Raw genomic sequence first — 13,354 nt, forward strand, 5'->3', positions numbered from 1 at the left:
ATTGGAAGATCAATTAAAAGATTTTATTCATTATATGGTTGTCGAAAAAGGATTAGCGAAAAATACAGTAGTATCTTATGAACGTGATTTGAAAAGTTATGTAAAGTATTTGCAAAATGTAGAACAGACAAAAACCTTTCATGAAGTGACACGCTTACACATTGTTAACTTTCTGCAGCACTTAAAAGAAAACGGGAAATCTTCGAAAACATTAGCACGTCATATTGCGTCGATTCGTTCGTTCCACCAATTTTTACTTCGTGAACGAGTGGTAGAGCACGATCCATCAGTACATATTGAAACGCCGCAAGGGGAACGGAAATTACCGAAAGTATTATCAGTTGATGAAGTAGAGGCGTTACTTCAGACACCAAAAATGACGAGTGCTTTTGGGGTTCGTGATAAGGCGATGCTGGAGTTATTGTATGCGACAGGGCTTCGTGTCTCAGAATTAATCGCATTAAATTTAGAAGATGTACATTTAACGATGGGATTTGTTCGTTGCATAGGGAAAGGGAATAAAGAAAGAATTATTCCGTTAGGAAGTTTAGCGACGGAAGCGATTCAAAAGTATATTGAAAAAGGAAGAAGAGAATTGATGGGAAAAAAAGTAGTAGATGCACTCTTTTTAAACCATCATGGTAATCGATTATCAAGACAAGGGTTTTGGAAAATTTTAAAACGCTTAGCGAAAGAAGCGAATATTGAAAAAGAGCTTACACCTCATACGTTGCGTCACTCTTTTGCTACGCATTTATTAGAAAATGGGGCAGATTTACGTGCTGTACAAGAAATGCTTGGACATGCAGATATTTCGACGACGCAAATTTATACGCACGTTTCAAAAACTAGATTAAAAGATGTATATAAGCAGTTTCATCCGAGAGCATAGTGCCTATGCTCTTTTTTTCATAGATTCAAAAGGGAAAACGCTTCACAAAAACTTCACAAACATTTCGTATATTGTTTTCAGCGGAAGACTGGAATATTACAATGTGTTTCCTCTATACTAAATATAGTATGAAGGAGGAAATGATGATGAAAAAACTTATTATGACTTTATTTATCGCGATGCTAGCGTTGGCTGGCTGTAATACAAACAAAGAAGAACCGAAAAAAGAACAGAAACTTGAAGCTGTAAAAGTAGCAGTTCAAACAAATCCGAAAGAAATTAAACCAGGTGAAAAAACAGAAGTACAAGCACTTGTTACACAAGGAAAAGAAAAAGTAACAGACGCTGATGATGTAAAGTTTGAAATTTGGAAAGCTGGCGATGAAAAGCACGAGATGTTAGAAGGTAAGCATAAAGGGAAAGGTGTTTATGCTGTAGAGAAAACTTTCGAGACGGACGGAGTATATCATATTATTGCTCATACAAATGCGCGTGAAATGCACGTTATGCCAGAAGTGAAAATCGCTGTGGGAAATGCAAAAGTTGAAGATGCGAAGAAAGAAAATGGCGATCACGGTGCAGGACATGGCGAACATAAAAGTGACACAATGATTCATCTAATGGCTGGTGATATTAAAGCAAATGCTGAGTCAACAATGAAAGTTCATTTAAAGCAAAAAGAAGAGGCATTAACTGGTGCTGAAGTACAACTTGAAATTTGGAAAGACGGCGTTGAAAAGCATGAATTTATTCCAGCAAAAGAGGGGAATAAAGGGGAATATGAAAGTAAATATACTTTCAAAGAGAATGGTGCTTATAAAGTGAAAGTGCATGTAAGAAAAGGCGAACTGCATGAACATAAAGAAGAAACAGTAGAAGTAAAATAAAAAGTAGCTCTTTAGAGCTGCTTTTTATTTTGTATTAAGAAATAAGTCACAAAATAATTAGCACTTCTTTGCATAATGGATTACAATAGAAGTGTGAAGAAAATGAGAAATTCTATGAAAATGTATTAAAAAGAAAGCGTAAACATGTTATGATATCAATATCAGATGTCTGACATCTGACTTAGAAAAAACTAGAAATGTTTTTGAGCCGTTTAAATTAAACCGAAATAGGTTAGAGAATGATTTAAAGAAGCACTGTTTGACAATGAGAACGAAAGATAATTCTTATGGATAACAGTTTCACTTTATAGCGTTTTGAACATACTACAAGAAGTAGAACGGAACTTATAGGAGGTCGCAGTTATGAATAAATATAAACGTATATTCTTAGTCGTAATGGACTCAGTGGGAATTGGTGAAGCACCGGATGCTGAACAATTTGGTGATTTAGGTTCTGATACAATTGGTCATATTGCTGAACATATGAATGGATTACAAATGCCAAACATGGTGAAATTAGGTCTTGGTAACATTCGCGAAATGAAGGGTATTTCAAAAGTAGAAAAGCCACTTGGATATTATACAAAAATGCAAGAAAAATCTACTGGTAAAGATACAATGACTGGCCACTGGGAAATCATGGGTCTTTACATTGATACACCATTCCAAGTGTTTCCTGAAGGGTTCCCGAAAGAATTACTTGATGAATTAGAAGAAAAAACAGGCCGTAAAATTATCGGTAATAAGCCAGCTTCTGGAACTGAAATTCTTGATGAGCTTGGTCAAGAGCAAATGGAAACAGGCTCTTTAATCGTTTACACTTCTGCAGATAGCGTATTACAAATTGCAGCACACGAAGAAGTAGTGCCACTTGATGAGTTATATAAAATTTGTAAAATTGCCCGTGAATTAACGTTAGATGAGAAGTACATGGTAGGACGTGTTATTGCTCGTCCGTTCGTTGGAGAACCAGGTAAATTCACACGTACACCAAATCGTCATGACTATGCGTTAAAGCCATTTGGCCGCACAGTAATGAATGAATTAAAAGATAGTGACTATGATGTAATTGCTATCGGTAAAATTTCTGACATATATGATGGTGAAGGGGTAACGGAATCACTTCGTACGAAGTCTAATATGGATGGAATGGATAAACTTGTAGATACATTAAACATGGACTTTACAGGTCTTAGCTTCTTAAACTTAGTTGACTTTGATGCATTATTTGGCCACCGCCGTGATCCACAAGGATATGGAGAAGCTCTGCAAGAATATGATGCACGTCTTCCTGAAGTATTCGAAAAACTAAAAGAAGATGATTTATTATTAATTACAGCGGACCACGGTAATGATCCAGTACATCCTGGTACTGATCATACACGTGAATATGTACCGTTATTAGCATATAGCCCAAGCATGAAAGAAGGCGGACAAGAATTATCAATTCGTCAAACATTTGCTGATATTGGTGCAACAGTAGCAGAAAACTTCGGTGTGAACATGCCAGAATACGGAACAAGCTTCTTAAACGAGCTAAAGAAATAGGGGGATAAACAAATGAATCGTGAACTTATTACAAAATCAGCTTCATACTTAAAAGAGAAATTTCAAGAGACACCACAAGTAGGACTAATCCTTGGATCTGGACTAGGTGTATTAGCAGATGAAATCGAGAATGCAGTAACAGTACCTTATAGTGAAATCCCTGAATTCCCAGTATCAACTGTAGAAGGCCATGCAGGTCAACTAGTATTCGGTACACTTCAAGGTGTAACAGTCGTAGCAATGCAAGGACGTTTCCATTTCTATGAAGGATACGATATGCAAAAAGTAACATTCCCAGTTCGTGTTATGAAAGAACTAGGTGTAGAAACAGTTGTTGTAACGAACGCAGCTGGTGGTGTAAATACATCATTCGAACCAGGTGATCTTATGTTAATTTCAGATCACATCAACTTCATGGGTACAAATCCATTAATCGGACCAAATGATTCTGAAATGGGTGTACGTTTCCCTGATATGTCTACATCATATACGACAGAACTTCGCGAAATGGCGAAACAAGTTGCAGCAGATTTAAATATTAAAGTACAAGAAGGTGTATACGTTGGAATGACAGGTCCTGTATATGAAACACCTGCTGAAATTCGTATGATTCGTACAATTGGCGGAGATGCAGTTGGTATGTCAACAGTACCTGAAGTAATTGTAGCTCGTCATGCAGGTATGAAAGTACTAGGTATTTCTTGTATTTCAAATATGGCAGCTGGTATTTTAGATCAGCCACTTCACCACGATGAAGTAATTGAAACGACAGAACGTGTTAAAGCTAATTTCTTAGCATTAGTAAAAGCAATTGTAAAACAAATGAAGGGGTGACTTCACAATGAGAATGGTGGACCTAATTGCAAAAAAACGTGATGGACATGCATTAACGACAGAAGAAATCAACTTTATCGTTGAAGGATATACAAATGGTGATATTCCTGATTATCAAGTAAGTTCACTTGCAATGGCAATTTTCTTCCAAGATATGAACGATCAAGAACGTGCTGATTTAACGATGGCAATGGTAAATAGCGGTGATACAATCGATTTATCAGCTATTGAAGGGGTAAAAGTAGATAAGCATTCAACAGGTGGTGTTGGTGATACAACGACACTTGTATTAGGTCCATTAGTAGCTGCTTTAGGTGTACCAGTTGCAAAAATGTCTGGACGTGGTTTAGGACATACTGGTGGTACAATTGATAAATTAGAAGCAGTTCCAGGATTCCATGTGGAAATTGAAAATGATGAATTCATGCGTCTTGTTAATGAAAATAAAATTGCTGTTATCGGCCAAAGTGGAAACTTAACACCTGCTGATAAAAAGTTATATGCACTTCGTGATGTAACAGCAACAGTAAACTCAATTCCGCTTATTGCAAGCTCGATTATGAGTAAGAAAATTGCTGCTGGTGCAGATGCAATTGTTCTTGATGTAAAAACTGGAGCAGGCGCATTTATGAAAACGGATGAAGATGCAAAACGTTTAGCAGAAGCAATGGTACGCATCGGTAATAATGTTGGTCGTAATACGATGGCAGTTATTTCTGATATGAGTCAGCCGCTTGGTGAAGCAATTGGTAACGCATTAGAAGTACAAGAAGCAATTGATACATTACAAGGTAAAGGACCGAAAGATTTAGAAGAGTTATGTTTAACGCTTGGAAGTCAAATGGTATACCTTGCTGGACAAGCTTCATCTTTAGAAGATGCACGTGAAAAACTAATTGAAGTAATGAACAACGGTAAAGCGTTAGAATCATTTAAAACGTTCTTATCAGCACAAGGCGGAGATGCATCTGTTGTTGATGATCCTTCTAAATTGCCACAAGCACAATTTAAAATTGAAGTGGAAGCGAAAGAAGACGGATATGTATCAGAAATCGTTGCAGATGAAATCGGAACAGCAGCAATGCTTCTAGGAGCAGGACGTGCAACGAAAGAGTCTGAAATTGATTTAGCAGTTGGTTTAATGCTTCGCAAAAAAGTAGGCGATAGCGTGAAACAAGGTGACTCACTAGTTACAATTTACGCAAACCGCGAAAATGTTGAAGATGTAAAAGCGAAAATTTATGAGAACATGAAAATCTCTAAAGAACACGTAGATGCACCAACTTTAGTACACGGTATCGTAACGAAGTAATAAAAAAGGCTGAGGAGATTTCTCCTTGGCTTTTTTTACTATTTTTTGTTTATAATAATAATGGGTGAAATTATGATTAGAATTTGTGCAATAACAAAAACAGATGAAGTATTATATGATGTTTCGCTAGAAGAAACAACGAAAGACCATATTGTATGGTATTGGCTCGATTTATATAAGCCAACGAAAGAAGAGTATACATATATTTTGCAAGATCATTTTAAGTTCCATCCCCTGGCAATTGAAGACTGTATAGAATATGTACAGAGGCCAAAAGTTGATTTTTATGATGGATATAACTTTTTAGTTCTCCATGCGTTTGGTGAGGATGGGCTTGAACCACATGAAATAGATTTATTTGTTAGTGATCGCTATATTGTTTCTTTCCATTTTTCTCATAACAATGCGATTGAAAGAGTATGGAAAACGCTTGGTGAAAAAAAACGGATTAAGAAGGGGCCTTTACATGTAGCGCATACGATTACAGACCAAATTGTCGATGACTATTTTGCACCTGTTTACTACATTGAGGATCATTTAAATGCAATTGATGATAATTTAACGGGTGAGACAGCAGGAAGTGTACTAGAAGAGGTATTTGATATACGTGCAGATTTATCTAAGCTAAGGCGTACGATTATTCCAATGCGTGATTTATTATATCGTATTTTAAATTCAACTCGATTTTACGGTATAAGTGATCATGAAATTTATTTTAAAGATATACATGATCATTTACTTAAACTGACTGAAATGATTGAAGCGAGCAGAGAGTTAACGGCAGATATTAGAGATAGCTATTTTTCATTAAACTCGCACCATATGAATAATATTATGAAAACATTAACTGTTTTCTCCACTATTTTTATGCCATTAACATTTATTGCGGGAGTATACGGAATGAACTTTTCGCATATGCCAGAGTTAGGCGGACAGTATAGTTATTTTATTTGCCTACTTATCATGGCGCTAATTGGCGGCGGAATGATGGCCTGGTTTTATAAAAAAGGATGGTTTAAGTAAAAAAACACCGAGGAAAATCCTCGGTGTTTTTACTTAACCAATAGCATGTAATACAAACATGGCTAAGAATAAGCATGTAATGATATACATAGACGGTGCGACTTCTTTACGCTTTCCAAGAGCAACTTTTAAGATAGGATAGGCAATAAATCCGAACGCAATGCCATCCGCGATACTATATGTGAGCGGGATCATGACGATAATTAAGAACGCTGGAAATCCTTCTGAAAAGTCGTTCAGAGGAATTTGTTGAATGCTTGTAATCATCAGACCGCCAATAATAATTAAGATTGGTGCAATGGCACTATCAGGAATTAATTTGACAAACGGAAGCGCAAACAGTGATGCGAAAAATAACAACCCTGTAACGATAGACGTCAGACCTGTCTTACCACCTGCAGTAATACCTGCGGCACTTTCTACTGTTGAAACGGTAGGGCTTGTGCCAAATAGACCACATGTCATTGCTGAAATTGCATTGGCTTGGTAAGCACGTGGGAATTTACGATCATCTTCTAATAAACCGTGCAATAGTCCCATGTTCTCGAAAATAAGCACCATGCTTAAGGAGAATGTTGCAATCCAAAACGGTAAGGAAGAAAGTTTCCCAAATGACATAGCTCCAAACACATCACCGTAATTAGCGAATGAGAATGAACTATTTCCCATTTGACTCGTATCAACAAGACCGAATAGCCATGCGATACCAGTTCCTATTGCAATCGTCCATAAAAAGTTTCCACGTACATTACGAATAAATAATACAAGTGCAACGATAAGAGTCAGTAATGTCGCAAGAACGACAGGATTACTTAATTTCCCCATTGCAACAGCAGTATTTGGATTCGAAACGACTAAACCACCTTTTTGTAATCCGATAAATGCTAGAAACAATCCGATGCCGACAGTAATAGCTTCCTTTAATGACTTTGGAATCGATACCGAGAGCGCGCGAGCGATTGGTGTAAAAGCAGCAATTGCAAAAATAATACCAGAGATAAAGACAGCTGCTAATGCTTCCTGCCAAGTTAACCCAAGCGTATGCACAGCGGTGTACGTGAAGAATGCATTTACACCCATACCAGGAACAAGAATAACAGGTGCGTTTGCCCAAAATGCCATGAGCAGACATCCGACGAATGAACTGAAAACAGTTGCTAAAATTCCAGCTTCAAGAGGAATGCCAGCATCTGATAAGATTGACGCATTTACAATCATAATATATACAATTGTGAAAAATGACGTAACGCCAGCTAAAACTTCTTGTTTTGGTGATGTTTCGTGTAAACCTAATTTAAATGTTCTTTCAAGTATTCCTTTCATGTTAAACCTTCTTTTTCATATCCCTCTCCCACCCGTGATATCTCTTCTGTAAGAGCTCACCGACCTTTATTATATCAGAACATCATGTTTTTACAACAATAAAAATGATAACGGTTACTTACAAGTGAAATTACTTATAAATACGTAAAAATAGCCCGGATAGAAGATATAATTTCTAATTCTCCCGATTGAATGGGTGGAGCTGCTTGCGCATGTAATGTAGCATAAGATGTAATTTCTCTTGGTAATTGGGCGGATTCTTCAACGAATGAGAGTGGAACAGGATTAATGTTTAAATTGTATGTACTCGCAATAGCACGAGCTTTTTCTACTGCTTGTTGCAGGGCCTGGATGAGAGCTTGCTCATAATATTTATTTGGATGAGATATTCGAAAACGTAATCCTTTTGCTACATTTGCACCATTTGAAACAGCTATATCATATACTTCCCCTGCTTTTTGTACATTTAAAACGGTAATTTCATACAAATGCTCCACGCGGTATCCCTGTAGTAATGCTTTATCATTTACATATTCGTATTGAGGAGTAATTGTATACGAAATGGTTTCGATATCTTTGTCGGCAATACCTAGTTGTTTCAGTGCATCCAGCAATTGTTTTGATTGCACTGCATTTTCTTCTTGCGCTTGTTTTACATTTTTACTATCTGTTCGAATTCCGAGTGTTAATATGACAACATTTGGTTTTGCTTTTACGATTCCTTCTCCTTGTACAGTAATCGTTGCTTCTTTACCAGTATTTGTCGTGCGCATATTATGTAAGTACGGATTCATTCCACCTTGCATTTCCATCACCATCCTTTTTTATATGTATATGTGTGAACAAAAAAGAAATTTGTATGAAAAAGTTACATAAATGAGAATGTTAAGGAAAGAAAGCATATACAACATGGGTATTTATAGATTATAATATGTGTAAATATGATAAAAAAGGGACGAGGCTAGTGAACGAAAAAAGAGAAACATTGATTTTAGAGTTATCCGGATCATTTCGAAAGATGATACGTTTATTACAAAATGATATTAATACACGCTTTGCAGAACATATGCCATATAATGAATTCTCTGTATTACGCGCGTTATTTTTAAAAAGTCCACAAATGGCTTCGCAAATTGCGAGTGAAGTAAACGTAACCTCCAGTCATATTACAGCTGTTACAGATCGTCTCGTACGAAAAGGGTTTGTAGAAAGAAAACGTTCAAATTCAGATCGTCGTATCGTGTACTTAGAAATTACAGAACACGGAAGAGAAGTAACTGAAAAACTAGAAGCTGTGCGTAAAGAATATTATAAAGAGAGATTTAAAGATTGGAGCGACCAAGAAGTAGAAATGGTGTTAGAGCTATTTGGTCGCGTATTATAATAAATGAGGATAGGAAGCGAAAGCTTTCCTATCCTTTTTCTTTTGAATAAAAACATTTTGAAACTCCAATACTTTAATTAAAAAGAATCGGAGTGAAAATTTATGAAACGTATGTTTACGCTTCTCATTATGATTGGAAGCATTTTCTGCTTTAATCAATTCGTGGATGCCGCAACGCCTCTTCAAGTCGTTCAAAAAGAATTACAACATATTTCAAATAAACAACCTGTTTTATATTCGAAACTATGGATTCGCTCTATGCAGAATACGATTTTATTTCATCATAGCGACAACGTTCGGCATGAAGATACGATAAGTAATGTGACAAAGTCTTCTCTTGTAAAAGTAAAACAACTTCCGCTTCAGAAAGCATCACAGTACATCCCGAGATTATCACAGTATATTTCTAAGTTTGAAGCTGAAAATGTGCAGGTGTATTATGTGGCAGCTCGTTATGAAGTGAAAAAAGAGAATCCGTATCAATTAAATGGAATGAATTATTTTATGCAAGTATTTATTCAGCAAGGGGGAGAATGGAGAATTGCTGAAAGTATAGTTGCTCCAACAGATCAAATCGTAGCAAATGGAGACGGATTTGGAACGAAGCAAGAAAAAGAGTATGGGAAAAGAAGAGAGAATGTGAAATAACCTCCTCACGAAGAGGAGGTTATTTCATTTGAAATTCCAAGAGACTTTCCATTTTAATATTTTAGCTAGGAAGAAATACGTAATAAAACTAGTTATCAAAAATCCGATGTAAAAGCTGGACAATGACTGCGCTCGACTTAGCATTAAACCTCCAGCGATCCCACCAAAGAAAATCGCACAAGCCATAACTAACTTTTGTAATCTTGGATATAATAGGTGGTTACCATTTCGTTCATTCACTGAACGAACATATAAATATATACCAAGCGGTAATAAAATGATGATATGTGCAATAGGTCCAATCAATGTTTTTGCTGGAGGGATTTTTGTAAAGTTCGGTTCGTTATGCCTCACTCCATTTCGATCGGTATAAGCGCTTTGTGGATCATAATTAAAGTGAATATAAAACTCTTCTGCTGGACCAGAAATACGTATGTTTTCCATAAGATGTTGTATAGTGCCATTGTCTTTATGAAATTCAGTATTCGAGTGAACAGCAATGACTCCTGCAATAAGTGATGGAAGTAACACTGGGAACATTAATATAGCTGCCGTGAGAAATCCTTGCGATATAACATTCCCTGCAATTGTTCCTATACATAAGGCAAGTGTATAAATAGCGATTAATACAATTAACATGTATATAAAGTAACTATGAAATGGGGAAAATACTTGATATTTATTATGAAAAGTCAACTTTTTCATAATAGCAAATAGTCCCCAGTTTATACTAACAGCTACTACAATGTTACAAATACCAAATAACCATTTTGTTATATAAAGGTGTGAACGTTTAAAGGGCATAGACCATAACAAGTCACTAGAGTTATTTTGTCTTTCCAAGCCGATTAATGTGCAGGCCAGAACGATAAGTGCACCACCTTGAAGTATGACAGAGTCCATAAGTGATAAATCAAAGTTGTAATGATATATAGATTTCCATTTTTTATTCATATTTAGAAAGTGTTGTTGTTCAATAGAAGTCATATAGTATTTATACGACAAAGTATAGAAGCTGATGAGCCAAAATAGCCATACAACATATTTACTTTGTTGATACGTTCTTAGCCATAGTGCTTTTTGAAACATAGGATCTCTCCTTTAAAAAACTTTATAATTTGTTAGGCGTGATAATACAACATAAGTAATGATTCCAGCGAGAAACAAACCGATATAGTAGTTTAATAGGAAACTAAATTGAGTTATTTTATAGCCACCTAGTAATGCAAAGTAAATGGTTGCCCCCCATATCCACATCCGTAAATGATTTTGGAAAATAAATATCTTTTGAGTGTTTTCATTAGGTGATCGTGTATATAAGTATGTGCCAAGGAGTAGGTAAAATATTGTATACAAAATAGGGACTAACATTGATTTAGCTGAATAATACGTATAAGATGCTGGGTCTCTTAAAGTAGTTGGGGCATTTTCTTTTTTACGTAATTCAGGATCATACTCGTAATAAAGCGTGAAATTATATATTGGTGCGACCACATTTGTTTTTTGATTGATTTCATAAAATTGTTCATATAGCTTATAATTTTTAGTATCGGTAGCCTCTAAATGGTTTATCGTAAAAGTGTACACTAGTGGAATAAATGTAAGTCCCATTAGTAGCCAAGGAATACAAAAAACAACCTGTGAAACAACGCTTCCAGTAAAAGTACCGATGCATAGTGCGGCTGTATATACTGCAACATAAGAAACAATCGCATAAAGAAAGTATCGGTGAAATGGACTAAATGATTGATAATCAAAATGAATGGTTGTTCTATAAATAGCGTACATAAGAATCCAGTTTATAAGTAATGAACCTACAATACAAAATGAACCAAAAGCCCATTTAGTTAAGAAAATATCTTTTCTATTAAAAGGCATTGCCATAAGTGTGCTATTAGACTGGTTACTACGCTCCCATCCTATCAATAAGCAGGCTAAAGCAATGATAAGAACTGTTAACCAAAAACTATTACCTTCTCCTGAAGAAAAGGAATAAAAATAATAATACTGTTTCCCTTTCTCTTGTAATTCGTAATATTCAGCAAGTTCCATCTGAGCACTTCGATAGTAGCCAAAAGATAGCAAGTAAAGCGAACTAAAGAAAAACAGTAACACAGCATATTTCCCGCGTTTCCAATTCCACATCCATAACGCCTTATGAAACATACTCATCCTCCTCAAGTGTCGTAACGAAGACATCTTCAAGTGACATCGTCAATTCTTCAATGAGTATTGGTTGTTCTTTATAAAATTTCTCCAGTGTTGTAGCCACATTTCCCTCAATTAAGATCGTATATACTTTTCCTGTTTGATTTAATATTTTAATATTGTTTAAGTTTTCTAGTTTTTGAGGTAGTGAACGTTCATAAGCGACTTGGATTTTAGCAAATCGTGATTTTGCATCGTCTAGTGAAGTAATAGAAGATACGGTATGGCCTTTTAATATAATGATTGTATCTGCAATTTGTTCCACTTCATCTAAATGGTGAGTGGAGATGAAAATGGTAATTTCTTTTTCTGCAACTTCTCCAACGAGAAACTGTAAAATCTGCCTTTTAACGATAGGATCAAGTCCATTTGTCGGTTCATCTAAAATAATATATTCTGCCTTTGCAGCAACGGCTAAAATGATCGCAAGCAGTGCTTTCATTCCTTTTGAATAACTACGAATTCGCTTGTTTGGTAAGTTGAAACGTTCTAGCAATTCGTAGAAATATGATTCATCAAATGCTGTATAAACAGCTTTATAAAACTTTACAATTTCTTTTATTGTATATCCGTTCAGTATGTTAGTAGAATCCGGAACATATACGATTTTTTGCTTCATTTCAGGATGCTTATGAATGTCTGTATCTTCGTATGTAACCGTTCCTACATCAGGGTCCAAAATGCCGACCATCGTTCGTAATAAGGTTGTTTTCCCCGCCCCGTTTCTTCCGAGTAATCCGACGATACTACCTTTTTGTAATGTGAAAGAAACATCGTCTAAAATCGTTTGATTATCAATTGTTTTCTTCAGGTTTGTTACTTTCAACATCTGTACTTCCTCCAATCTCTTTATAGTATGAATCTATCCAATCGTGAATTTTATCTTTCGTAATCCCAAGATAAGAGGCTTCTAGTAGTAATTGATGAAATTGCTTTTCAACCATAGCGATTTTCCTTTCGTCTAATGTTGGGGTAATCGATTGGGCTACAAATGTTCCTTTTCCTCGTAATGTTTCAATAATCCCTTGTCGCTCTAATTCTTGATACGCTTTACTAACTGTGTTTGGATTTATAACGAGTAAAGAAGCAAGCTCGCGTACAGAAGGAAGCTTATCACTAGGAGCTAACATGTTTTTTAATACGAGTTCTTTTATGTTATGAACAATTTGTTCCCATATCGGAGTGTTGCTTCTTGGATCAAGTTGAATATGCAAGAGCAATGTCTCCTTCCTGATGAGTATTAAGTGTACTACTGTGTGTAATACACTTAATACAATATAAGCAATGAATTTATT

General features: G+C 35.8%; 14 protein-coding genes. 8 read left to right on the plus strand and 6 right to left on the minus strand.

All coding sequences use genetic code 11. The features are described from left to right. Position 1: 1 nt before the first annotated feature. From xerD to corA, 6 genes are all read left to right on the plus strand, one after another. Complete coding sequence (gene xerD / locus COC96_RS17440; protein WP_097902545.1) at positions 2-892, plus strand: site-specific tyrosine recombinase XerD; 891 nt, start codon at positions 2-4, stop codon at positions 890-892. Between the two features lie 143 nt (positions 893-1,035). Continuing rightward, on the plus strand, positions 1,036-1,779 hold the full coding sequence (locus COC96_RS17445) for a FixH family protein (protein ID WP_141535927.1): 744 nt from the start codon (positions 1,036-1,038) through the stop codon (positions 1,777-1,779). A gap of 363 nt (positions 1,780-2,142) precedes the next feature. Continuing rightward, positions 2,143-3,327 carry a phosphopentomutase gene (gene deoB / locus COC96_RS17450; RefSeq protein ID WP_098267997.1) on the plus strand — a complete coding sequence of 395 codons (1,185 nt, stop codon included), beginning with the start codon at positions 2,143-2,145 and terminating at the stop codon, positions 3,325-3,327. Between the two features lie 12 nt (positions 3,328-3,339). Then, positions 3,340-4,161, plus strand: coding sequence for a purine-nucleoside phosphorylase (locus COC96_RS17455; RefSeq protein WP_098267996.1), 822 nt, complete (start codon positions 3,340-3,342; stop codon positions 4,159-4,161). A gap of 7 nt (positions 4,162-4,168) precedes the next feature. Further along, positions 4,169-5,473 (plus strand): pyrimidine-nucleoside phosphorylase, encoded by a 1,305-nt coding sequence (locus COC96_RS17460; RefSeq protein WP_097902542.1) that lies wholly within the window; start codon positions 4,169-4,171, stop codon positions 5,471-5,473. 60 nt (positions 5,474-5,533) lie between these two features. Beyond that, the gene (gene corA, locus COC96_RS17465) at positions 5,534-6,496 is read left to right on the plus strand and encodes a magnesium/cobalt transporter CorA (RefSeq protein WP_141436235.1); all 963 of its coding nucleotides are present in this window, start codon (positions 5,534-5,536) and stop codon (positions 6,494-6,496) included. A 33-nt stretch (positions 6,497-6,529) separates the two neighbouring features. On the opposite strand, the gene COC96_RS17470 is transcribed toward corA, so the two are convergent. Together COC96_RS17470 and COC96_RS17475 are read right to left on the minus strand one after the other, a co-directional pair. Continuing rightward, positions 6,530-7,819 carry an NCS2 family permease gene (locus COC96_RS17470; RefSeq protein WP_098267995.1) on the minus strand — a complete coding sequence of 430 codons (1,290 nt, stop codon included), beginning with the start codon at positions 7,817-7,819 and terminating at the stop codon, positions 6,530-6,532. A 134-nt stretch (positions 7,820-7,953) separates the two neighbouring features. Then, positions 7,954-8,625 (minus strand): SIMPL domain-containing protein, encoded by a 672-nt coding sequence (locus tag COC96_RS17475; RefSeq protein WP_098769165.1) that lies wholly within the window; start codon positions 8,623-8,625, stop codon positions 7,954-7,956. A 158-nt stretch (positions 8,626-8,783) separates the two neighbouring features. On the opposite strand from COC96_RS17475, the gene COC96_RS17480 reads away from it, so the two are divergent. Continuing rightward, a complete protein-coding gene (locus COC96_RS17480; RefSeq protein ID WP_140417383.1) occupies positions 8,784-9,203 on the plus strand; it encodes a MarR family winged helix-turn-helix transcriptional regulator in 420 nt (139 codons plus the stop codon). Positions 9,204-9,305: 102 nt separating this feature from the next. Beyond that, positions 9,306-9,851, plus strand: a complete 546-nt coding sequence (locus COC96_RS17490) for a hypothetical protein (RefSeq protein ID WP_098267992.1) — start codon at positions 9,306-9,308, stop codon at positions 9,849-9,851. Positions 9,852-9,875: 24 nt separating this feature from the next. On the opposite strand, the gene COC96_RS17495 is transcribed toward COC96_RS17490, so the two are convergent. From COC96_RS17495 to COC96_RS17510, 4 genes are read right to left on the minus strand one after another with little or no spacing between them, the layout of a single operon-like run. Next, the gene (locus tag COC96_RS17495) at positions 9,876-10,940 is read right to left on the minus strand and encodes an ABC transporter permease subunit (protein ID WP_098769101.1); all 1,065 of its coding nucleotides are present in this window, start codon (positions 10,938-10,940) and stop codon (positions 9,876-9,878) included. A 12-nt stretch (positions 10,941-10,952) separates the two neighbouring features. After that, on the minus strand, positions 10,953-12,017 hold the full coding sequence (locus COC96_RS17500; protein WP_098769102.1) for an ABC transporter permease subunit: 1,065 nt from the start codon (positions 12,015-12,017) through the stop codon (positions 10,953-10,955). Then, positions 12,007-12,888, minus strand: a complete 882-nt coding sequence (locus COC96_RS17505; protein ID WP_098267989.1) for an ABC transporter ATP-binding protein — start codon at positions 12,886-12,888, stop codon at positions 12,007-12,009. Before COC96_RS17505 ends, COC96_RS17500 begins: the two co-directional genes overlap by 11 nt. Continuing rightward, positions 12,854-13,273, minus strand: a complete 420-nt coding sequence (locus tag COC96_RS17510; protein ID WP_141535926.1) for a GntR family transcriptional regulator — start codon at positions 13,271-13,273, stop codon at positions 12,854-12,856. Before COC96_RS17510 ends, COC96_RS17505 begins: the two co-directional genes overlap by 35 nt. Positions 13,274-13,354 lie beyond the last annotated feature (81 nt).

Source organism: Bacillus cereus, from assembly GCF_002577405.1.
In the GTDB taxonomy this organism is placed as follows: domain Bacteria; phylum Bacillota; class Bacilli; order Bacillales; family Bacillaceae_G; genus Bacillus_A; species Bacillus_A cereus_AU.